This window comes from Fibrella arboris, from assembly GCF_041321095.1.
Classification (GTDB): Bacteria; Bacteroidota; Bacteroidia; order Cytophagales; family Spirosomataceae; genus Fibrella; species Fibrella arboris.
The window spans coordinates 196,407-216,850 of the sequence record NZ_JBGGWE010000007.1; the positions used below are offsets into that span (position 1 = coordinate 196,407).

The window sequence follows — 20,444 nt, forward strand, 5'->3', positions numbered from 1 at the left end:
AGCCACACCGTGCGCGAAGCAAACACCGTAGCAGTAGTGATTTGGTTTGTCTACCATTTGGTGCTTATTTGAGACATGCAAACCGTTCTCCTCACCATCTGGCCCTTCCTGAACCTGCTACTGTTTATTGGCGGCTGGGGCTCATTGATACGCTATGTTTCCCACTTCAGTAAAAACAAGCTGTATGTAGTTAGTGCCCTGTTCATACTGGCAGGAGTGGCTACGCTTACGGGACGATCGGCAATCATGGCGCACGGTGGTGAATATACGTTCGTATTTCAGCAACCCCAACTTATGGTTCCCCTAACGAATCAGGCTTATCACGATGGTGTATTGTTGAACAGCCCCACCTTTAGTATCAAGAGTCATGTGGCTGTGTGGCCTATCAGGCTCCCCAATGCCTCCCAGCCAACCGAGCCGGGGTCGGGCCTATCGCCCGACGCAATTCAGACTACGCTGTTGATTAAGGCAACAGACATCATGCCCGGTCTTCAATGGATACCTCAAAACACATCAGTGCGTGTTTTGGTAGATCAACAACTGGTTTACAGGGTGAGCGGTTATATCAGATGGCGATTACTCGGGCTACCGGTTTACAACCAGGAAAAGAGCTACAAAGGAGTTGTAAAAATTTGAGGGTCAATAAATCAACCTACTGAGGAGGAGGAGCATGAAACGAAACCGAGTTACGGAGGCGCTACTGGGCATGGCTGTGGGCGATGCGCTCGGCGTACCCGTTGAATTTATGGCCCGCACTACGCTGAAAGGCCAGCCTGTAACGACCATGCAGGGCTACGGCACGCACCAGCAGCCACCCGGTACCTGGTCTGATGACAGTTCACTGGCCTTCTGCCTGGCCGAAAGCCTTTGCGCCGGCTACAACCTGCAAGACATCGCCAATCGATTTGTTGACTGGTATGAACATGGCTACTGGACGCCCCACGGCCACGTCTTCGACATCGGCATTGCCACCTCAACGGCCCTTCACAAACTGGCTACCGGCACCAGTCCGTTGCTGGCTGGCGGAGCCGGTGAACAAGACAACGGTAATGGGTCGCTGATGCGCATACTGCCGCTCATTTTTTACAGCAAAAACCAGCCTATACTGGAGCGCTTCCGGCTTATCAAGGAGGTGTCGGGCCTGACCCACAGACACATCCGATCTGTTTTTGCCTGTTTTGTTTACGGCGAATATGCTTTGCTATTGCTGGAAGGAATGGAGAAATACGCGGCATTTCGGGCCATGCAACAACGCGTTACCAGCTTCATGAAGCAGCATAGCGTTTTGCCTGGCAACGAGGCTGATCATTTTCACCGGCTGCTGGAGACGCCCGTTGGTGATTACGAAATTCGGCCTATTTATAACTGTTCAGAACCCGAGATTGCTTCTTCAGGGTACGTTCTGCATACGCTGGAAGCGAGTTTCTGGTGTTTTCTGACAACAGATACCTATGCTGAAGCGGTGCTCAAAGCAGTTAATCTCGGTAGCGACACCGATACGACCGGCTGCGTAACTGGCGGACTCGCCGGCTTGTATTATAGGATCGATTCGATTCCGTCGGATTGGCTGACTGCGTTGGTCAGGAAAGGCGATATGATCGACTTGGGAAATCGTTTACTGGCTGCATGTGGAGCCTGATGTAGGCGTAACTAAAAAGGTAGCCTGAACACTGCGCCCAGGCTACCTTTTCTACTTCCTGAATGGTGGTTTTTGTACTGGTTAGTTAACGCCAGCGGCTTCTTTTGTTTTCTTCTTGGCAACAACTTTTAGCGCTTTCGCATCACTTTTTATGGCTTTCTTTTCTGCTTTTTTCTCCTTCCGGTCGGCTTTGGCCATTCGGGTTTTTTTGTCAGAGATGCCCGCTATTTCTACGCCTTTTCCCGTAGCAGCTTCTTGCCGGTACTCCTGGGCCTTCTCCATTTTCTTTTCAGCCTTCATCTCTTTTTTCACTTCCTTGGCCTTCTGAACAGCCTGAGCGAATCCTGCCTGCGATGCCACTAAACAGGCTAAAGCGGCGACGAAAAATGACTTTTTCATGACAAATGAGTGATATAGTGATTGGTCTGCCGATTAGCAGACTCGTTTGGTATACTAACAGGAGGACGAATGATTTGTTGTGTTTGGTCAGGTTTAGCGCGTTGCGATATTGCGATTATCTATAAAATCTGTATACTAAATAAGAAAAGCGAAAAACAGCCTGTACAGGCTGTTTTTCGCTTCTTAATAGCTTGTTTTTGAAAAATGGGTACAGCTCAAAAGTTGAGTGAACGGACCAAAATAAAATGGAATCTAACCCTGATAATATAGTATTAAACCAGTCAGAGGCGAACCGTCTACGTACCCAATGGTATACCAAACCGATCCCCTAATTCCTGTAGAGTTTTAATCACCGATTCGTGTACGGGAATACCGTGTTGCAGGCGATCAGCTTCGAGCATACGTTCTGGATCTCCGGGAACCAGTACCTGCTGCCCCTCCACCGCTTTAGCCGACCGGAAACGCTGAATCCAGGTGTCCATGTGCTGTTTAAACTCATCAGCGGGCCGGAACGCGTCGATGCGCATGGCCCCGAAGAAATGGCCGGTACCAGCGCCGACGCCTTCATTGGCCTGCATGAAACCTGCCGTGGCAAATGGAGGCACCCACGGCCCATAGTTCGCCCCCGACAGCACGCCCGAGAAAATATCGACAATAGCGCCCAGGCCATACCCTTTGTGGCTGCCATGCTCGCGGTCGGACCCGAGAGGTAGGAGGGCGCCCCCACTCTTCACGGCGTTGGCATCGGTAGTTGGGTTGCCGTCAGCATCCTGCGCCCAGCCAACGGGAATGTCCTGGCCTTTGCGCTGCAAAATTTCCAGCTTGCCATAAGCCACCGCCGTTGAGGCAAAATCTGCCAGGAACGTTGGTTCGGTAGCCGCCGGAATAGCGACGGCAACTGGATTGGTGCCCAGCATCTTATCGAGCGAGAACGTAGGGGCTACCAGTGGTGCCGCGTGGGTCATGGCCTGCCCGATCATGTCATGGTCGGCGGCCAGCAGGGCATGGTAGCCCGCAATGCCGAAGTGGTTCGAGTTGCGCACCGCCACCCAGCCTGTTCCGGCCACCCGTGCTTTGTCAATGGCGACCCGCATAGCCCACGGCCCCACCACCAGGCCCAGGCCCCGGTCGCCATCAACCACGGCGGTAGAGGGTGTTTCGTGTACGATACTGATGGCTGGTGTCGGGTTGAGGCGGCCATGGTCGTAGAGGCGAACGTACCCAGCCAGGCGGGCAACCCCGTGCGAATCAACGCCGCGAAGATCGGCCGACACCAATACATCAGCGGCTAATTGGGCGTCGGCTACCGAACAACCGATAGCCTGAAAAATCTGCTCGGTAAACGAGCGTAACTGCTTGGCATGAATCATGGGGCAAAAATAAGTTTCAGGGTTCAGGTTTCAAGTGTCAACCGGTCTGTCGGGGGACTGGCCGCGCACGGCCAACAAACTGAACCTTGAAACCTGAACCCTGACACTTATTTTTGCCCTATGACTAACAAATTTATCAGTCGACTGGTAGCTTATTTCGGCCGGGGTTTACTGGCTATTGCGCCGCTGGGCCTGACCATCTACGTCATCTATAGCGTGTTCGTCTGGGTCGATGGGCTAGTGCCTATCGACATTCCGGGTATTGGTTTCCTGATCATGACCGGTATTATTCTCGGTTCAGGGTTGTTGATCTCCACCGTTATTCCGCAGTCCGTTGCATCGTTGTTTGAGGGGTCTATCCGGCATTTACCACTGGTGAGTCTGATCTATTTTTCGGTAAAAGACCTGATCTCAGCCTTCGTTGGCGATAAAAAGAAGTTCAATCAGCCGGTGCTGGTGACCATTAACCGGGAGTCGGGCATTCGGAAAATCGGATTTATTACCCAAACAGACCTGAGTCATTTCAACCTTTCCGACGCCATAATGGTCTACTGTCCACATTCCTATGCGTTCTCGGGCGAATTGTTCATTGTGCCGACCGACAATGTGAAGCTGTTGAACCTGTCGAGCGCCGAGGCCATGAAACTGATCGTGTCGGGGGGCGTCAGTAAATAGCGGCTTGTTCACGGAGTCAATGCAATAACCTTTCGTCTGTGCTGAACGTTGAGCATCTATAACAGTTAATTCCTATGTCTATGCTGCGATGTCTGATGGTAATCACGGTTACCTGGCTCAGTACAGCTCTTTGTCTGGCTCAACCTGGTAGCGTTCCGGGAGTACGTATGCAGGAGCCGCCGCAAAAACCGGCGGCATATCAGCCCTCGGCCGATACACTGCCGACTATTGACGGGGCGTTGAAGCTTACAGACAAAAGTCGTTACCTGGCTATCGACGTAACCGGTACGTTCGGGCGGTTTCGGCGTTACCGGATCTTTCCCGGCGAAACCATGGCGTTTCGAACGAAGTCTGACGGAGAAAAATACCGATACCCCCTTACGGTGGTGAGTGATACGGCGTTTACCATCGCCTTCCAGAACGAATTATATGACCAACCTCAGCCCTTGTCGTTTCCACTGACTGATGTGAAGCGCGTTTACCTGACCCACCGCATTCCGTTTGTGACCGAGTTAGGCTATTTGTTGCCTGCTGCGGCGGCCGTCTTCGTGATCGCCGACTTTGTGAATCCCCGCAGCCTGGATGGGCAGACGGGTCGGTTTCAATTCGACCGTAAGTCGTTGGTGCCGGGTGGTCTGTTGCTGCTGGGCGGTGCCTTGTGCTACAAAGTATCGCACCGAAGCTATAACGTGAGTGAAAAACACAGGCTTAAGGTCTTGTGGACCAAGTAAGCCGACGGGGCCGAAAACTACACCAACGAGCGTACCTGCCCGGCGTAAGTGGACGTAAACTAGTGGTTTGTTTTTCAGTGCCTTAGGTAAACTAGACTATATGTAGCGTACAAACCCGTTCGTATATTAAACGTTCGTGAAATTGCCTAAAAGCCATGAGATAGTATTTGGTTTTATTGACAGGTGACGGTACCTTTATACGTAGTTAGTTAACCGATCAAGCAGGAGGAGATGAGCCAGCATACCATCTTTGTAGCAGAAGACGACGAGGATGATCAATTTCTTCTCCGAACGGCATTTGCCTCCACGGGCATGGCGTGTGATCTTGTCTTTTTTACCAACGGCGAAGAGTTAATCAGCCAGTTGGCTGTTTCGGAGGCACGTCCTACGCTGGTGCTGCTCGATCTGAACATGCCGATCATGGACGGTTTTCAGACGCTCGCCCATCTGCGTAACCAGGAAGCCTACCGCACCATGCCCGTATTGGTACTGACCACGTCGAGCCAGCGCGAAGATGTGACTCGGGCTTATTCGCTAGGCGCTAACTCCTTTATCACCAAGCCGCACCAATATGCTGACCTGACGCGTGCAGTCAATCAACTTCAGCAGTTCTGGCTCGCAACAGCCAGTATTCCTCAGCCCAACAAGCCAAAAAATACCCCAGTCTAGGCGTCGTCGCGCCCCTTCCCAGCCTTGCTTTCGCTTTTTTCAGACCTGTAGAAAGGCGCTATCTGACAGCCTGTTAGCCAGGTACTTGATTTCCTTATCAGGGCTGCCCAGGCACTTAAGTGGGCATTCGACAGAAAATTGCGTTCTTTTGCGGCATGAATGCCCTTTTACTGACGCCCCCCACCCAGCCTGTTCAGGCTACTATTGCCCTTGCCTCTTCAAAAAGCGAAAGCAACCGTGCGTTGATTCTCGACGCACTGACCGGATTTCGTTGCCAGCTCGATAACCTGTCGACGGCTCGCGATACGCAGACCATGATCCGGTTGCTCCGCGAAACGGCTTCGCCAACCGCCGATGTGCTCGATGCGGGAACGACCATGCGTTTCCTGACCGCTTATTTCGCGCTGACCGGCCAGACAAAGGTGATGACCGGGACGCCCCGTATGTGTGAACGCCCCATTGGACTGCTAGTCGACGCCCTGCGCACGCTTGGCGCCAGCATAACGTACCTGGGGCAGGAAGGGTACCCACCGTTACAAACGACAGGTTTCACGCCAACGGGCCTTACTGAACTGAGTATTCGGGGCGATGTGAGCAGCCAATACATTTCGGCGCTGGCTATGCTGGCCCCGTACCTGCCCACCGGCCTCACGCTGAACCTCACAGGTACGTTGGGCTCGGTGCCATACATGACCATGACGCTGCAACAGATGGCTGTCTTTGGCGTAACCGCCACGGCCGACTGGACGGCGCAGACCATCCAGATTCCCGCCGGTGCGTATCAGCCGACTGCCTATGCCATTGAATCGGACTGGTCGGGCGCCAGTTACTGGTTTAGCACCGTTGCTCTGGCCGAAACCGCTGATATTCATTTACTGGGCTTGAAGGAGCAGTCGTTGCAGGGCGACAGCGCTATTGTGGGCATTATGGATCAGCTTGGCGTGGCCGCAACCTATACGGGTCGAGGGTTCAGGCTCACCAAAAAAGAGGCCGCCGACCACATCTCCGTCGATTTTACCAACTGCCCCGATTTGGCGCAGACTGTTGCCGTCTGTTGCGCGCTGAAAGGCATTCCGGCTACGTTTACCGGTATCGAAAGCCTGAAGATCAAGGAGACCGATCGGGTGGTGGCGATTCAGAATGAGCTGCGCAAGTTTGGCGCCGATCTGGTCGAGGTGGTACCCAACGAGCGGTATGAGGTACGGGTGGTCACTACGCCAGCCAGTGCTGAACCGGTTCGGATTCACACTTACGATGATCACCGGATGGCCATGGCCTTTGCCCCCATTGCCATGCTACGCCCCGTGATCATCGACGAGCCGGGCGTAGTCGCCAAATCATACCCTTCGTTCTGGGATGATTTCAACCTGGTGGCTAATGTAGAAGAGGCTCTATGAGAAGAATATCGTGTGCCGCTTCAACTACGAAGCGGCACTATGCTCTCGCCAGCATTCTGTCGAAAACAGCCCGTTGCGCGCGCATCGACGCCACTTTATCGGGCGGGTTGGTGTGGCATTCGAGCAGCACCCAGCCCTTGTAATCCATTTTAACCAGGTCCGTGAGCAGTTGCTGGTAGGGGTAATCGGTTCGGTCGAGTTCGCGCACATGGCAGGTAGCCCCAAACCGGTTTTTGACCAGATCGAAGTTGGCCTGGAAACCGTTGCCGTTTAAATCCTGTGGATTGCAATTCCAGCAGATGGTGGCGTTGGGATGGGTAGCCACATCCATGATCTGTTTAATGGCGGGCAATTCCTGCGTTTGTTCGCCGTGTACTTCCAGCCTGATCTGCTGCCCCAGGCTAGCCCCATACTGAGCCAGTTCATTCAGCGATTCGCCGATCTGGGTAAGTGTTTTTGCCACCGGTACGTCTTTGTGCAGACCATTTGGTTTCACCTTGACTCCTGACCCGCCCACGTCGGCACTCAGCCGGATAAATTCTTTGGTTCGTTCGATCGAAGCCCGTACCTGCGCCTGATCAACGAAGTCGAACTGCTGGTTGGTACCAAGGCCCACCACCTTTACCGGGCTATCGGCGAATTTCTTTCTCACTTCACGTCGCTGGGTCGCGTTTAGCTCGGGCATCACCCCGTGGGCATGCTCTACGCGCAGCTCAACACCCAGGATGTTTGTATCGGCGCAGTGCTGGATCAGTGTAGGTACGTCCCAGTCTTTCCCCCACAGGTAGGTGACAAACCCCAGCTTGATCGCCGATCTATCGATGTCAGTTGAATTGGCCCAGCCATTATAAGGCAATAGCGATGCCCCCGCCAGCAGGGATACTTCTTTTAGAAAAGTCTGTCGGTTGATCGGTGTCATAACGAATAGGATGCAGGTGGTGATGACCAACCCTAACGGGGTGGCTTATGAAGTTACCAAAGCGTACGACATCAGACTATTACTGTTTGCGTTATCACCCCTGCGCTGCGAAAGCCCGATGATCCGTTGCCAGTCCCGAATGCAGGCTGATTTATTGCTGGCTGCTCTGGCTGACTGCTGACATAGGGCTGTCACTGCATCCCTTTTTCTTTGTGTTGTTCAAACAGGTCGATCATTAAAACCGTCCAATTTATGTTCAATGTCCTCACTGCTATTAACTGGTTAAGTGTGCTGGTTGCATTTGTTGCTTATTTCCTGTTGGGAGCCCTGTGGTTCACGGTGTTGTTTAATAGGCCTTACCGGATATCGCTGGGCAGAGGGCAGGCGGTGCAGCAGAAACCGGCCCCCATTTTCATTGTTGGCCCGGCTTTGTGTTCGCTGGTGATCACGGTGGCCAGCGCGGTGCTCCTGTATGCACTAAAAATAGAGTCATATGCCAATGCGTTACTATTTACGGGCCTGATTGGCTTCGGTTATCTGTTTGCCAATACCGTCAACATGGCCATTAACCCAAACATACCCCGCCCACTCCTCTACGGACTGATCAGTGGCGCCTATCACCTTACGGGAATGTTGATTGTCAGCCTGATTCTCGTCGCGATGAAGTAGGCAAGCCAAGTCGGTACAGGTACGTTGTGTTGGTGGGCACCTGCTCTGTCAGGCTGACTTTGTTGCGGGGGCAGTCTGTCAAACGAAACCTATCCGAACACTCAGGCTGGCTCAACCGGGGCAGTTGCCTGTCAGCCAGATGCTCTGCAAACAGGAATCGTTGTTAAGCGAGCGTTATGGCGCCTGCGTGTTATACGCATACGTAAACCGACTGACATACGTCTGCGCGGTTTTTCCGTCTGCGTACGCAGCAGTTTTCGCACTTAATTGGCCGGTTGACTTGTATGCATACGTATAGGTCGTTGTACCGGGCATAAAGCGCTGCCGTATTGATGCCGCATACCCGCTGCCGTTTGTGCTAAGAACGGGCCAGCCATTACTGTAGAACATCGGCTTTACTGCTTCACCGGAAACCGCAACCAGTTGGGTTAGCACTCCCCTTTCATTGTACGAATACGTGGTTTTGTTGCTGTGGAGATAGTGGGCAGGTGTTTTCGTTAATACTGAACTCCCAGCCGGTATATCGTGGGTGATGAACACTGAATCGATTTCAGAAAGAATATGCCCCTGATCGTCGTATGTCTTCGTCTGCGTAGTGAGCCAAAGCGGAAAAGTAGTTGAATACTGCCCCCCGTCAACAATAAAAAAATGATCGTAATGTAACTGACGAACCAGCTGATTTCCTGTGTACCGTAACGAGTCCGCATCATAAATCAGCCAGGTATTACCCGTGCGAAAATAATGCTTCACGGCTATTTCCTGTTGCTGTGCATTGTAACTGTGGAGCCGATACTGATCTGCATACACCTGAGCCAACTCCCTGATGTCGTACAGATCGGCGATCCGAATCGACCGGCCTGAGATCCGCTGTTCTTCCTGCTGCAAGCGCCCAGCCTGATCATACTGATAGGTGATGGTCAGGCTATCATCAGGTGTGTAGCGGGCTTCCGATACTGTCTTTAGAAACGATGTCGGCTGAGCAGGTGGCATCGGTTCTTGGCAACCGAACCAACATGCAGGGAGAAATAGTAGCGCCCAGCGAGAGGAAGAGAATCGCATAACGAATACGTTGATTGGTACATGGTATAAGTATTGTCTGTCGGCAAAATACAACCCATTACTGGTGACCTGCTAAACTCGCTACTGGGGCGACGAGCGCCCCCACTAGATGGGTGTTGATGGTGGGCACGAAACTCAACTGAACACACGTACCTGGGAATTTTACCCCCTTTCCTTTATTGGGCTAAATCCCCGCCTTCGGGACGGGCTGCCTGTCGCCAGAAAGCTGCCCTTACTCACTGACCTGTACTTGCTGGCTGACCCAATCCAAGTACCGCTGATTCTTGAAGGCGAACCAAGCCTCCCGGTAATCCCCTGAGTTGTCAATCACATACTTGAACTCCCGGAAGGGGCCGCGTTTGTCTAACGCCCGAAATAGCTGCTTTTGTAAACGGGGGTTGGTTAGTTGGTCGGCAAAATCGACCATCACCCGATACGAATCATTCGACCCCATCGCTTCAATCTCGATATACTCATCCCGATTGGCATCAATCTCTTCCTGGGCCTGTTCTTCTTCCTCCTCCCAATCGGCGGCAGGAAACTTCGAGCTATCAATAATAAAGACCAGTTTGCCCGTTGTCTTATGCCAAAAGGCCCGAAAGCCGCAATCTAATTGCTCGGCAATTTCTTGAATTTGTCGCTGCTCAAGTCGCATCGTCCTATTTCTACGTCAACAGGCGAAGCTACTCAAAATCCAGTTACGTGCTTGTGTCGAGCCGCAAGAGCCGGGGCGTTTCATCTTGTCTTCGCCGGGATGCCGCGTTGACCGCTCCGGGTGCTGCCTCGCACAGGGAAGGGGACCAAGCAGCGTTACTCTTTAGGTTTTACAGCGGGTAAACTATGGCGGAGGTATCGAATCATGTCTTGTGATGACGCCGTAAGTCCACTATATGTACAGATATGGGCCATGTGCTGCCCTCTGAATTTATTGACGAATAAGACGTACTGGGCGTTGTACTTAAAGTAAAAGGCACAATCGCTGAAAGTCGATTCGATGGTGATAACCTGGCCGGGACTTACTCCTTTAAAGGCTTCCTGGACCTCAAAACGTACACGGTGTGCATGGCCGGGCTGTCGCCAGACGTAATTTTCGCGATCTTGATCGGTGTCTACTAACTCGATAGCTATACCCACCGCAATAAAGGATGTGGACTGTACATCAGCTTGTATGGTACCAATAGCACACTCACATGCCCAACCTGACAATGGCCACAGCAACAAAAAAAGAAACGTTATTCTCATGCCCGTGTCAGTTTCGATGAAAATGGCCTTATTAACTCAGCCGAGGCTGTCAGGCGGTGACGCTCAGACGGTCCGCCGCCTTGGTACATTGCCTTGTCGGCTGAAACGCGTTTGTCGACGTTCCGTCCACAGGTGATTGCCCTGTCGGCAGGTACGTCGATTAACTGTAAGCAGCTGTTTGGGTGAGCCAAATCGTCGCGTAGCGACTTAACGTCGGTAGAAAATTGAGTTGATTGAATCTCCTTCCGTCGCATAGCGACCTGACAAAAGCAGATCAGTTATGTCGCTATGCGACGGAAAAGCTTATAGAAAGACACATAACTATAAACATTATGTCGCTACGCGACGATTTGGCTCACTCAAACAGCTGCTAAGACATTCTATCCAGCGTACGTAATGTCAACAATGCCTGCTGCGTTGCTACCATACATCTTTTCTGACAGCATGCACCCATTAGTTACCAAACTTTTTGCTTAAGTAGGCAAACAGTAAATCGTTGTATTTTTTAAGACATATTACGGACTTGCGCCCAACGCCCGCAGGTATTGATGGTGAGCAAGTTATTTGGCTGAACGCGAACGACCTGCACCTTTACACACCTGCCATTGTTGCGCTTAATCCCCGACTGACAGGCGTGAGGACTGTTGGCGGAAAGACGGCAACGAACCAAAAACCCATGCACCTGGGGCGTTTGGCCTGTCGAGCGAAACGCCGAAATGGAGGTCAAAAACCTGGCCTCTGTAGGGTGCATCCTGTCGCCGATACGCTGGCACACAAGCACTTGACGAGCGATAACCCACCGCCACAGGGGCTGATAGCGAGGAACGAGCCTTTACATACACGGAAGGTTGGGCTGAGAAAGTATTGAACTTGTTGCCGGAGAACCACTCACGCGGAGTGAACTACAATTATGCGAACCCCGCTTTTCCTACTAAGCGTGCAGATACTAGAGTCTGTTGATGGTCAGCTTTGCTGAAAAGCTTGGCCTGTCCGTCAAAGCGTATCTGAGATGATGCTATTTCTCCAGGCTGTTTAATACTTTCCGTGCATTTTCATTTTTAGGATTGAGTTGTAATGATTTTTGGTAGTTTTCAATAGCTAACGCCTTCTGATTTGCCTTTAAATAGGCTTCTCCCAAACTATCATAGGTGTTGGCGTTGTCTGGATGTAGTGCCACGTTGAGTCTAAAAACCTCTATGGCTTTGGCTGGCTCTCCCTGCTTCAAAAAAGAGTAACCCCACTCATTTAAATCATTGACGGAGTGCCAATACCGCATCAGATCCCGGCGGTTTTCATTAGAAGCGACCTGTTCCTGCACATACCCTCTCTCGAAAAGAGCCGTTTTTGTGGTCGGCTCCACTTGTTGCGCATATAGGGTCACGATTGTATTAAGGACCAATTGACGATTGGAGAAAAAGATATAATGACCGCATTCATAAGCCAGTAGATACTTCCGGTGGGGCGACGCTGAAACAAAGTCTAAATGACAGTTTTTCCATCGCTGATCATTTGGCGTTCCTACAAATAGCGTTTTTTCGGCTACCATATCCACCACCGGGATAGTAGCCGGTAAAGGATGTTGCTTCATAAACTGAATAGTTTGTCGAAACTCTTCCGATGCCTGTATCTTCTGGAGGTGTTCTTCGGTAAAAAAACAGGGTAAGTTGGCATCAATAAACACCATAGCTTTCACCTGTTGTGGGTATCGGTGAGCATATAGGGTACTGTAGAAGCCTCCCAATGAATGGGTGACCAGCATTAGGGGCCCAGTAAAACCCAATTTATTAAGAGCAGTGGCAAGCCCGGTGACTTCCTGGCCAATACTGATTGGGGATGCACTTCTACTACTACTGCCCAGCCCCATTCGATCATAGACAATGACGGGAGCTTGGGTAATATCGGCAAGGGGCTGAATAAGATTAGTCCAAACCGTAGCGGCCTCTCCTCCCCCGGCTTCCAGTAAAATAGGGGTTCCCTTACCCGAAATTACCTTAACATGAAGCGTGTAGCTACCTACTTCTATCAGCGTATCAATGGCGGGTTGCCGGGTAGCAAGGACAACCTCACAAGAAATTATATAAGCAATAACGGCGAGCAGGAATCGGGGAAGTACTATCTTCATCAGCGTGTTTTACACAAAGACTCAACGAAAAATAATATGTTGCAGGAAAGATCAATTTTGTGTGGTCGGTAAGATTTCGGCTTCACAAGTGACCTTTCTCATCGGGGCTTTCGCACTGTTACCTGTAACTTACTTAACAAGCGAAAGCTCGACTACTGAGCCGCACGGCTTGTTAGTCAAAGTCTCCGAAATGTCTACAAATCAACTCTGCTGTCAAGTGTGACCTGCCGGCCAAAACCTGTCCCGAAAGCACTATTTGTTTGGTACACCCCTGCCTACGTCGGGCTGAAAACGCTGACCCTGCGGCCTGCTTCCTATCGCAGGATTTAATAAGCCCCTAAAAACTTGTGTCCATTGAAGTGAATCATATGGTCGGGATTATCTGCAATCCAGACTTCTGTCTCTCAAGCAATGTTGATGACCCACTTACAGAAATCAGCTTTTGTCAAAAAAGCGGTCACAAAAATTAACTTAGCCTTGCCATATTTCAGCCGCTTTTTAAGCTCGTGAACCCTAATTTCAGACATAGGCCCTGAGCTATGTACTGCCTCGATCAAGCATAACCAGTTATTCTTTTCGCTGTATGCTATAATGTCTGGTAATTCGTCATAAGACAGCTCAAAAAAGTTAAGTTTCTTCAACTCAGTCTCCTCAATGTGAAGCATTTTGTTAGATGTGTCACTAGCTGATAGGCCGTGTTTTGGCGTAGCCTGTGCTGGATTTATTCCCAGTCTACTTCGCCCAGGCCCTGCCGGACAACCTCGAAATCGTCGCTGGTGGCGTTGATAATGGTAGAGGGAACGTAGCCGCCATACCCCCCGTCGATCACAATGTCGACGTCGTGGCGGTACGTTTCGTAGATCAGCTCGGGGTCGGTGCTGTAGGCGATGCCTTCGGGCAGTTCTTCGGGGCCGCCTTCACGTAGCGTTGTGGTAATGATCGGGTTGCCCAATTCCTGCACGATCAGGCGCGGAATAGTATGGTCGGGCACCCGTATACCTACCGTTCTCCGGCTGGAATTGAGTAGCCTGGGTACGTTGTTGTTGGCGTCAAGAATAAAGGTGTAGGGGCCGGGCAGTAGCCGCTTCATCAGTTTGAACACCGAATTACTCACGCGGGCATAGTCGGCAATATGGCTCAGGTCGTAGCAGATAAACGAGAAGTCGTTCTTCTGCGGTTTGATGCCTTTGATGCGGGCTACCCGCTCCACGGCCCGCGCATGATGAATGTCGCAGCCGAGGCCGTAGATTGTATCGGTGGGGTAAATCACCACGGCACCTTCACTGAGGGCTTTGGCTATCTGTCTGATCCGGGTCAGATCCGGGTTTTTTGGATAAAGCTTAATGAACTCAGCAGGCATATAGCAATAAACAGTTATCAGTTTAGTATCAATGCGCAGGTAGCAACGTTGCTCAGGTACGTTAGCCAATCGTCCATACAACAATGGATAACGGGTGATTGATACTTGTTTACTGCTACCTGTTCCTCATTTTGTGGCCAATCGGTAGCGGCGGTACACACTGTTGACGGGCAGGTGCATGCGGCAGAGCAGCAGCATGGCGCGGGCAGTGAGGCCTGGTGGTTCTATCTGCATCAGGAGGTTGCCAAATTGCTGAGCCAACGTGTACTGTTCGGCGTAGAAGCACTTGCGGATAAACTGCCGGATGCGATTCGCCAGCGCCTTGTATTCGTCGGCCGTCTGGCAGAGGGCATAGGCTTTGTAACAGACCCGCCAGGAAGAGTCGAGCAGGGCGTTATCGACTTTTACTATCTGCTGGCCAAGTGAGTTGGCCAGCACCCGCTTGCTGGTCAACACCTCATCGATGTAGGCGTAGCGGTAGTCGCGGGCCGAACGTACCCAGAAATCAAAATCTTCGTAAGCCAGCGTTTCGTCATAGCCACCCAGTGCGGTCAACATAGCGCGCCGCATCATCATGGTTGGTGTATTGATGAAGTAGCGGGTCAACACGTCCAGAAAAACATCGCCGGTGGGCACACGTTCGGTGGTTCGGCCGTCGGGACGGATCGGGTGATGGTGCCGCAGGAATTCGCCCTGGGCGTCGATATAGGTGGCGTTGGAGAAGACGACGCCATAGTAGAGGGGGAGCGAAAGGAACTGCTCTACCTGCCGGGCTACCCGCTGCGGTAACAGCAGGTCGTCGGCCGACAGATCGATCACGTAATCGCCGATGGCGATGGCCAGCCCCTGGTTAAAGGCCCGGCACAGACCGCGGTTGCTGGTGTTGCGAATGAAGCGGGTAGTAGGATGATGCGCGCAGAAAGCGGTGATGACAGTGGCTGATCCGTCGCTGCTGGCATTGTCGATAACAATCAGCTCAATGTTGGGGTATGTCTGGTCAATAACCGATTGCAGGCTCTCCTGAACGAAGGCAGCATGGTTATAACAGGTGCAGATAACTGATACCCAGGGTTTATGTTTATTCAGGAATGGCGCCATGGGAACAGTGGCGCTTGCCTGGATAATCCGTTGGCGATCCATATTGGCGATTCATGTTGGAGAAAGTCCTTAGAATACTATATGATATGAAAGTAACAGGTTACTGATGGACAGGCACTTTTTATTGAGTAACCGGAATAATCCAACTTATTTTTAAAGTCGGACTAATGTTTGGCACAGTTTTTCGATACTGGATAGTACGCGAATCGGAGGGCGTGCCAAAGTGCCTGCCACCCGACCGCTATCACATTTATGGGTTAGGGTTCGCAAATGCCACTTCACATGTTGGAGGTGGCATTTGTTGTTTTCCGGGCAACCGACGGATTTTTATCGCCTTCCAGGTTGAAAAGTATGACATTCATCTCGTAGCCCAGCACCAGCAGTAGACAGATCAGGTTGGTCCAGATCATCAGGGCGATCAGCGTGCCGATAGATCCGTAGACCTTGTTGTAGGAACTGAAATTGGATACGTAATAGGAAAAGGCAAGGGTGGTCAGTACAATGAGTACGGAGGCCGTTACGGAACCAGGCATAATGAACGGCCATTTCAGGTTCACGTCTGGTCCAAATTTGTAGATGACGGATACGACGCCCACAAAAACGGCAAACACCAGCAGGTACCGGGCAATTTTGAGCAGGTAATAGAAAACGATGTTGTTGAAAACGCCGAACCTGAGCAGGTAGTCGATTACCACGCCCCCAATCACGAGCAGGCCGATAGCGAGAAAGAGCGAAATGGCGAGAGCCACCGTCAGCACTACGGCAATACCGCGCTTGGCTAAATAGCTGCGTCGTTCGGGTAGTTCGTGCGATGCATTGAAGGCATTCATCAGCGCCACCATACCGCTGGTGGCCGAATACAGGGCTAGTAGAAACCCAAAGGATAAGACGCCGCCCCGTGGCTGGCTAATAATGTCTTTAATGGTTGTATTGACCGTGGCAAAAGCGCCAACGGGCAGTGCCAGGGCAAAAAACTGCATGATCTGCCCTTCCAGATCTGGTATGAATTTGATGAATGGAATGAGCGTGAACAGGAAGATGACCGTCGGGAAAATGGCCAGGATCAGGTTATAGGCTACCGAAGCGGCACGTTCGCTCAGGTCGTTGTCGAACAGCTTGTCGGTGATTCTGCTCAGGAAACTGTACCAGTCGTTTTTTGAGTTAAAGGCGTTGTGTGTGCGTAGCCAGACCCGCGCCCCCGATAGCGCTTTTACGCTCATTAGTTTTTGGAACATACGATTGACAGCAGGGTATCATAAAGGATGCTGGATGCGGGAGCCCGGATGGTGAGTTCCCATCCAGCATCCTTTATACTATGCCAACTTCCGGCTCAAAAAAAGGTTTCAGGTGGTCGAGGAGGGCGGGTGGGGCCGCCGTTAGCCGCCCCGTATCAGCGCGCTGAAACACCAGCGTGGTTTGGCCGGTATGCAGCAGGTCGCCGGCCTCATTGCGGATGGCGTACCGGAACAAGATCCGGGCGCGGGGGATTTCGGGAATGGTGACGGTGACGGCAAGCAGGTCGTCGTAGCGGGCGGGCTTCAGGTAACGCGATGTATTCTCATACACCGGCATCATAATCCCCGATGCCTCCATCTCTTTGTACGAAAAACCGAGACTACGCAATGCCTCCACGCGTCCGATCTCATAAAAGCGGGCGTAGTTGCCGTAATACACGTAGCCCATCTGGTCGGTATCGGCATAACGTACCCGGAATGGAGGAACAAGGAAGGTAAACATACAGGGCGAGGTCGTCAGTCAGCCGAAGGCATCCGTCAGGGAAGGCACACTAGACGGGCTATCCGACTGACAACGTCGGCTGACCGACAACTCTTTTTTATTTCATGATTTTTCGCTCGCTCAGGGCGCGCTGGTAAATTCGGGCGTTGGCCATGTGTTCGGTCATGTTACGCGAGAAGGTGTGGTAGCCCGAGAAGTCGGCTTTGGCCACAAAAAACAGGTAATCGTGCTGTTCCGGATTCAACACGGCGTCGATAGCAGTGGGTGGTGGCAGGTTGATAGGGCCAGGTGGCAGGCCGGCATGGAGGTACGTATTGTACGGACTATCGAAAGCGAGGTGTCTGTTCAGTACGCGCCGGATCGTGAAGTCATTGTTGGCAAACACCACCGTCGGGTCGGCTTCCAGTTTGATGCCACGCTTCAGCCGGTTCAGGTACACACCGGCTACACGGGGCTGCTCGTCTGACTTGATCGTTTCGGCCCTGACAATCGAGGCCAGCGTTTGCACGTCTGTCTGGCTCAGGCCCAGGGCAGCCGCTTTGGCTTTGCGCGCGGGTGTCCAGAACTTCTTGTATTCGTCGGCCATGCGGGCCAGCAGGGCGGTCGGTTTAGCCGTCCAGAACAGCTCGTAGGTGTTCGGAATGAACAGGCAGATGATGGTGGTAGTGTCGAGACCGTAGCGTTTGCAGGTATCGGGGTTGTTGAGCAGCTCGCGGAGGGGTTCGGGGCCAAAGGCGAATTTGCTGCCTACCTTGTCGATGAGCTCGCTTTTCAGGCGGATACTGCTATTGAAGGTCAGCTCGATGGGGTCCTGGCTGCCACTGCGAAGCTTTTTAATGGCTTCGTAATTGCCCATGCCGGGTTTCATGCGGTAATGGCCCGCCTTCACGCGTTCAGGGTATTTCATCAGTTTAGAAACAAACCGGAACGTCATCTCATTCTCCAGCACCTGATGCTTCTGCAGGGTATCGATAACGGATTCGAAGGTGGCTCCCTTAGGAATGTACAGCGAAAACGGCTTGGCATCGTCGGTATGGGCGTTGATGTTGGGCGTCTTGGCCAGTTGCCAGGCGTAGAAGGTAAATGAAACGAACAGTACCGTAAAGGCAATGTAGAGGCCGATTTTGGTGTTGCGCGACAGTGTCATTGAGTGTAAGAGGGCTGATGCGTCATGTCGAAGCGCCGACATGACAACTCTGCAAAGGTACAGCCCTAACGCAACAATGCGCTGACAAGCATTTTTTTGATATAGCCGGGCGAAAAGGTCCTCTCGACGCTTGTCATGGACATAACCAACTGGGCAATCCCGCTGAGAAGACCTTATTCAGCGCAACAGGCCGTTCGTCATAAAAGGGCTGCAACCTTTACGCGCGAATCTGCATCTTTCAGAAACACAACTCTGGAGACTACATGAAAACCGCTTCGTTACTAACGTACCTGGCCCTGAGCCTCAGTCTGACGTCCTGCCTCTCCGCACAGGATGTGAAACAAACCAAGACGTTCTCCGGCATCTCCGCTCTCGATGTAAGCGCCGGGATCAACGTGTACCTGACACAGGGAACCACTGAGTCGGTACGCATTGACGCCAAAGGCTTCGACGACGATGAAGTGATTGCTGAACAGCGCGGCAATAAGCTGGTGCTGGGTATTCATCGACGTAACGGCTGGAAAGGTATTTTTGGCAGTAAAAACTCGGTGAAAGCCTACGTAACGGTGAAGAACCTGAACAGTATCGAGGTTTCGTCGGGGGCTGATCTGGAAGGCGAAACCCGCCTCACGGCCGACGAACTGACGCTGAGCACCAGCAGCGGCGCCGATGTGGATCTGGAAGTACAGGTAAATCGCATGACCGTATCGGTTAGCAGCGGGGCAGACGTAACGCTGAGTGGTTCGGCCACCAAACTAACCGCGTCGGCATCGAGCGGGGCCGATCTGAACGCCGATAAGCTGAAGAGCGACATTTGCTACGCCGAGGCGTCGGGCGGGGGCGATGCACGCGTATACGGGCAGAAAGAGCTGTACCTGCGGGCATCGGGTGGTGGCGACGTAACCTATCGGGGCCCCGGTCAGTTAGTAAGCAGGAAGACCTCCGGGGGAGGAGACATTAATCGAGATTAAACAAGACAACCTATGAAAACGAACAGTATGCGGCTATTAATAGCCTTTTTTGCCTTGATGACAAGCCCGCTTTGGGCGCAGGATAGTACGTTGAATCCCGCTGTGGCCAACTTTTCTGTTTTGAAAGTCAGCACGGGTGTTCAGGTTTTTCTGACCCAGGGCGATACGGAATCGTTGAGAATTGACGCCCGCGGTTTCGATGCCAAAGACATTGTTGCTGAAGTAGAGGGTCGTGAGTTGAAGATCAGCATCCGTCTGCAAGGCTGGTTGGGTAATAACAAAGCGAACAAGAACAACAGCCGCTACGTGAAAGCGTACCTGACAGCTCGTCAGCTCAACGAAATTACGGTGTCGGCGGGGGCGCAGTTAACCGGTGATGCGCCGTTTAAGGCCGATAAAATCAGCTTGTCTGCCAAATCGGGCGCTGAACTGACCATGAACCTGAACGCCACCGACGTTGAGCTAAGCGCAGGCGCAGGCGCCACGGCTGCCGTAAAAGGCACGGCTAAAACGGTCACGGCTGCGGCGTCGGGTGGGGCTACCATCGATGCCAAATCGCTGACTGCCAACACCACCCAGGCTGAGGCTACCAGCGGCGCCAGCGTGCGGGTTTATGCCGAGAACGAACTGTTCCTGAAAGCATCGACGGGCGGTAGCGTTAGCCACAGTGGCCCCGGCCGGATCGTGAGCCGTAAAACCTCACTCGGTGGCAGCGCCAATTAAGAGCCATGCCAGTAGGCTGCTCGGGCATCGGGTGGTCATTGGTTGTCTTTTACATGCAACGACCACCTGATGACAATGAATACCCATGTACACGATATAGAAGCCGGTATTTTGCCATTGGTCAACGCGCTGAACCGAACCGGCCGGGTGCAGACGTTTTCAAGTTGTGAGGGGCACTTCGCCCCTGATGAGCAACAAATGCGTGACCGGAATCAGGCAGAAGTTCGTTTTCTGCCTGCGTCAGGTTCGGCCAGCCCCGGTTCAACGGCTGATACAGATTTGGAGCAATGGCTGGGTACGTTGCTGGCCCGTTTCAAAAACCGCTACAGCCTTATGCCTGTGACAGTGATCGGCTATAAATTATTTACCCCCATCGACGGCGAAAGCGTTGACCAAACGTATGTGATCGAGTTACGTCCGTTCAACCGATTCGACCAGCCCGCTACCAAACGCGCCGATATTGACCGGGCCGTCCAGCAACTGGCCGATCTGGTGTAGATAGGGGCAACCAGTAGTG

General features: G+C 52.3%; 21 protein-coding genes and 1 pseudogene. 10 read left to right on the plus strand and 12 right to left on the minus strand.

The window, feature by feature from the left end; all coding sequences use genetic code 11:
- Window positions 1-75: 75 nt before the first annotated feature.
- Both ACAW75_RS14350 and ACAW75_RS14355 read left to right on the plus strand, forming a co-directional pair.
- Entirely contained in the window at window positions 76-636 is a 561-nt protein-coding gene (locus ACAW75_RS14350; protein ID WP_370729419.1) for a hypothetical protein, read from the plus strand.
- Between the two features lie 34 nt (window positions 637-670).
- Window positions 671-1,639, plus strand: a complete 969-nt coding sequence (locus ACAW75_RS14355; protein WP_370729420.1) for an ADP-ribosylglycohydrolase family protein — start codon at window positions 671-673, stop codon at window positions 1,637-1,639.
- 81 nt (window positions 1,640-1,720) lie between these two features.
- On the opposite strand, the gene ACAW75_RS14360 is transcribed toward ACAW75_RS14355, so the two are convergent.
- Window positions 1,721-2,038, minus strand: coding sequence for a hypothetical protein (locus ACAW75_RS14360; RefSeq protein WP_370729421.1), 318 nt, complete (start codon window positions 2,036-2,038; stop codon window positions 1,721-1,723).
- 296 nt (window positions 2,039-2,334) lie between these two features.
- On the minus strand, window positions 2,335-3,408 hold the full coding sequence (locus ACAW75_RS14365) for an Ldh family oxidoreductase (RefSeq protein ID WP_370729422.1): 1,074 nt from the start codon (window positions 3,406-3,408) through the stop codon (window positions 2,335-2,337).
- 120 nt (window positions 3,409-3,528) lie between these two features.
- Here ACAW75_RS14365 and ACAW75_RS14370 point away from each other — a divergent pair, with 120 nt between their 5' ends.
- The 4 genes from ACAW75_RS14370 to ACAW75_RS14385 all read left to right on the plus strand — a co-directional run bounded on the left by ACAW75_RS14370 (window position 3,529) and on the right by ACAW75_RS14385 (window position 6,880).
- A complete protein-coding gene (locus ACAW75_RS14370; RefSeq protein ID WP_370729423.1) occupies window positions 3,529-4,083 on the plus strand; it encodes a DUF502 domain-containing protein in 555 nt (184 codons plus the stop codon).
- A gap of 80 nt (window positions 4,084-4,163) precedes the next feature.
- Window positions 4,164-4,814, plus strand: a complete 651-nt coding sequence (locus ACAW75_RS14375; RefSeq protein ID WP_370729424.1) for a hypothetical protein — start codon at window positions 4,164-4,166, stop codon at window positions 4,812-4,814.
- Between the two features lie 231 nt (window positions 4,815-5,045).
- Window positions 5,046-5,483, plus strand: a complete 438-nt coding sequence (locus tag ACAW75_RS14380; RefSeq protein WP_370729425.1) for a response regulator — start codon at window positions 5,046-5,048, stop codon at window positions 5,481-5,483.
- A 155-nt stretch (window positions 5,484-5,638) separates the two neighbouring features.
- A complete protein-coding gene (locus ACAW75_RS14385; protein ID WP_370729426.1) occupies window positions 5,639-6,880 on the plus strand; it encodes a 3-phosphoshikimate 1-carboxyvinyltransferase in 1,242 nt (413 codons plus the stop codon).
- 37 nt (window positions 6,881-6,917) lie between these two features.
- Here ACAW75_RS14385 and ACAW75_RS14390 read toward each other — a convergent pair whose 3' ends face one another.
- Window positions 6,918-7,799: a sugar phosphate isomerase/epimerase family protein gene (locus tag ACAW75_RS14390; protein WP_370729427.1), complete on the minus strand. Its 882-nt coding sequence runs from the start codon at window positions 7,797-7,799 to the stop codon at window positions 6,918-6,920.
- A 252-nt stretch (window positions 7,800-8,051) separates the two neighbouring features.
- On the opposite strand from ACAW75_RS14390, the gene ACAW75_RS14395 reads away from it, so the two are divergent.
- Entirely contained in the window at window positions 8,052-8,468 is a 417-nt protein-coding gene (locus ACAW75_RS14395) for a DUF1761 domain-containing protein (RefSeq protein WP_370729428.1), read from the plus strand.
- Between the two features lie 174 nt (window positions 8,469-8,642).
- Here the strand turns inward: ACAW75_RS14395 and ACAW75_RS14400 are convergent, their stop codons facing one another.
- From ACAW75_RS14400 to mltG, 9 genes and pseudogenes are all read right to left on the minus strand, one after another.
- Window positions 8,643-9,458 (minus strand): hypothetical protein, encoded by an 816-nt coding sequence (locus ACAW75_RS14400; RefSeq protein WP_370729429.1) that lies wholly within the window; start codon window positions 9,456-9,458, stop codon window positions 8,643-8,645.
- A 301-nt stretch (window positions 9,459-9,759) separates the two neighbouring features.
- Window positions 9,760-10,182: a UPF0158 family protein gene (locus ACAW75_RS14405; protein WP_370729430.1), complete on the minus strand. Its 423-nt coding sequence runs from the start codon at window positions 10,180-10,182 to the stop codon at window positions 9,760-9,762.
- A 1,602-nt stretch (window positions 10,183-11,784) separates the two neighbouring features.
- The gene (locus ACAW75_RS14410) at window positions 11,785-12,891 is read right to left on the minus strand and encodes an alpha/beta fold hydrolase (protein WP_370729431.1); all 1,107 of its coding nucleotides are present in this window, start codon (window positions 12,889-12,891) and stop codon (window positions 11,785-11,787) included.
- Between the two features lie 326 nt (window positions 12,892-13,217).
- Window positions 13,218-13,622 (minus strand): annotated as a pseudogene (locus tag ACAW75_RS14415) (BsuBI/PstI family type II restriction endonuclease).
- Window positions 13,613-14,251, minus strand: coding sequence for an L-threonylcarbamoyladenylate synthase (locus ACAW75_RS14420; RefSeq protein ID WP_370729432.1), 639 nt, complete (start codon window positions 14,249-14,251; stop codon window positions 13,613-13,615). The pseudogene ACAW75_RS14415 and the gene ACAW75_RS14420 overlap by 10 nt, the downstream one beginning before the upstream one ends.
- A gap of 126 nt (window positions 14,252-14,377) precedes the next feature.
- Complete coding sequence (locus ACAW75_RS14425) at window positions 14,378-15,391, minus strand: glycosyltransferase (RefSeq protein ID WP_370729433.1); 1,014 nt, start codon at window positions 15,389-15,391, stop codon at window positions 14,378-14,380.
- 236 nt (window positions 15,392-15,627) lie between these two features.
- Window positions 15,628-16,584 (minus strand): YihY/virulence factor BrkB family protein, encoded by a 957-nt coding sequence (locus tag ACAW75_RS14430; protein WP_370729434.1) that lies wholly within the window; start codon window positions 16,582-16,584, stop codon window positions 15,628-15,630.
- A 73-nt stretch (window positions 16,585-16,657) separates the two neighbouring features.
- On the minus strand, window positions 16,658-17,086 hold the full coding sequence (locus ACAW75_RS14435) for an acyl-CoA thioesterase (protein ID WP_370729435.1): 429 nt from the start codon (window positions 17,084-17,086) through the stop codon (window positions 16,658-16,660).
- Between the two features lie 97 nt (window positions 17,087-17,183).
- Complete coding sequence (mltG, locus tag ACAW75_RS14440) at window positions 17,184-18,227, minus strand: endolytic transglycosylase MltG (RefSeq protein WP_370729561.1); 1,044 nt, start codon at window positions 18,225-18,227, stop codon at window positions 17,184-17,186.
- A gap of 269 nt (window positions 18,228-18,496) precedes the next feature.
- On the opposite strand from mltG, the gene ACAW75_RS14445 reads away from it, so the two are divergent.
- The 3 genes from ACAW75_RS14445 to ACAW75_RS14455 all read left to right on the plus strand — a co-directional run bounded on the left by ACAW75_RS14445 (window position 18,497) and on the right by ACAW75_RS14455 (window position 20,425).
- On the plus strand, window positions 18,497-19,204 hold the full coding sequence (locus ACAW75_RS14445; RefSeq protein WP_370729436.1) for a head GIN domain-containing protein: 708 nt from the start codon (window positions 18,497-18,499) through the stop codon (window positions 19,202-19,204).
- 12 nt (window positions 19,205-19,216) lie between these two features.
- A complete protein-coding gene (locus tag ACAW75_RS14450) occupies window positions 19,217-19,927 on the plus strand; it encodes a head GIN domain-containing protein (RefSeq protein ID WP_370729437.1) in 711 nt (236 codons plus the stop codon).
- 75 nt (window positions 19,928-20,002) lie between these two features.
- Entirely contained in the window at window positions 20,003-20,425 is a 423-nt protein-coding gene (locus ACAW75_RS14455; protein WP_370729438.1) for a hypothetical protein, read from the plus strand.
- The last annotated feature ends 19 nt before the right edge of the window (window positions 20,426-20,444 follow it).

What these genes read in the sequence shown, in the direction of transcription:
- ACAW75_RS14405 (WP_370729430.1), bottom strand. Translation starts at nt 10,182, where the DNA reads ATGCGACTTGAGCAGCGACAAATTCAAGAAATTGCCGAGCAATTAGAT.
- ACAW75_RS14430 (WP_370729434.1), bottom strand. Translation starts at nt 16,584, where the DNA reads ATGTTCCAAAAACTAATGAGCGTAAAAGCGCTATCGGGGGCGCGGGTC.
- ACAW75_RS14420 (WP_370729432.1), bottom strand. Translation starts at nt 14,251, where the DNA reads ATGCCTGCTGAGTTCATTAAGCTTTATCCAAAAAACCCGGATCTGACC.
- ACAW75_RS14370 (WP_370729423.1), top strand. Translation starts at nt 3,529, where the DNA reads ATGACTAACAAATTTATCAGTCGACTGGTAGCTTATTTCGGCCGGGGT.
- ACAW75_RS14425 (WP_370729433.1), bottom strand. Translation starts at nt 15,391, where the DNA reads ATGGATCGCCAACGGATTATCCAGGCAAGCGCCACTGTTCCCATGGCG.
- ACAW75_RS14400 (WP_370729429.1), bottom strand. Translation starts at nt 9,458, where the DNA reads ATGCCACCTGCTCAGCCGACATCGTTTCTAAAGACAGTATCGGAAGCC.
- ACAW75_RS14350 (WP_370729419.1), top strand. Translation starts at nt 76, where the DNA reads ATGCAAACCGTTCTCCTCACCATCTGGCCCTTCCTGAACCTGCTACTG.
- ACAW75_RS14385 (WP_370729426.1), top strand. Translation starts at nt 5,639, where the DNA reads ATGAATGCCCTTTTACTGACGCCCCCCACCCAGCCTGTTCAGGCTACT.
- ACAW75_RS14455 (WP_370729438.1), top strand. Translation starts at nt 20,003, where the DNA reads ATGAATACCCATGTACACGATATAGAAGCCGGTATTTTGCCATTGGTC.
- ACAW75_RS14365 (WP_370729422.1), bottom strand. Translation starts at nt 3,408, where the DNA reads ATGATTCATGCCAAGCAGTTACGCTCGTTTACCGAGCAGATTTTTCAG.
- ACAW75_RS14355 (WP_370729420.1), top strand. Translation starts at nt 671, where the DNA reads ATGAAACGAAACCGAGTTACGGAGGCGCTACTGGGCATGGCTGTGGGC.
- ACAW75_RS14435 (WP_370729435.1), bottom strand. Translation starts at nt 17,086, where the DNA reads ATGTTTACCTTCCTTGTTCCTCCATTCCGGGTACGTTATGCCGATACC.
- ACAW75_RS14375 (WP_370729424.1), top strand. Translation starts at nt 4,164, where the DNA reads ATGCTGCGATGTCTGATGGTAATCACGGTTACCTGGCTCAGTACAGCT.
- ACAW75_RS14380 (WP_370729425.1), top strand. Translation starts at nt 5,046, where the DNA reads ATGAGCCAGCATACCATCTTTGTAGCAGAAGACGACGAGGATGATCAA.
- ACAW75_RS14450 (WP_370729437.1), top strand. Translation starts at nt 19,217, where the DNA reads ATGAAAACGAACAGTATGCGGCTATTAATAGCCTTTTTTGCCTTGATG.
- ACAW75_RS14360 (WP_370729421.1), bottom strand. Translation starts at nt 2,038, where the DNA reads ATGAAAAAGTCATTTTTCGTCGCCGCTTTAGCCTGTTTAGTGGCATCG.
- ACAW75_RS14410 (WP_370729431.1), bottom strand. Translation starts at nt 12,891, where the DNA reads ATGAAGATAGTACTTCCCCGATTCCTGCTCGCCGTTATTGCTTATATA.
- ACAW75_RS14445 (WP_370729436.1), top strand. Translation starts at nt 18,497, where the DNA reads ATGAAAACCGCTTCGTTACTAACGTACCTGGCCCTGAGCCTCAGTCTG.
- ACAW75_RS14390 (WP_370729427.1), bottom strand. Translation starts at nt 7,799, where the DNA reads ATGACACCGATCAACCGACAGACTTTTCTAAAAGAAGTATCCCTGCTG.
- ACAW75_RS14395 (WP_370729428.1), top strand. Translation starts at nt 8,052, where the DNA reads ATGTTCAATGTCCTCACTGCTATTAACTGGTTAAGTGTGCTGGTTGCA.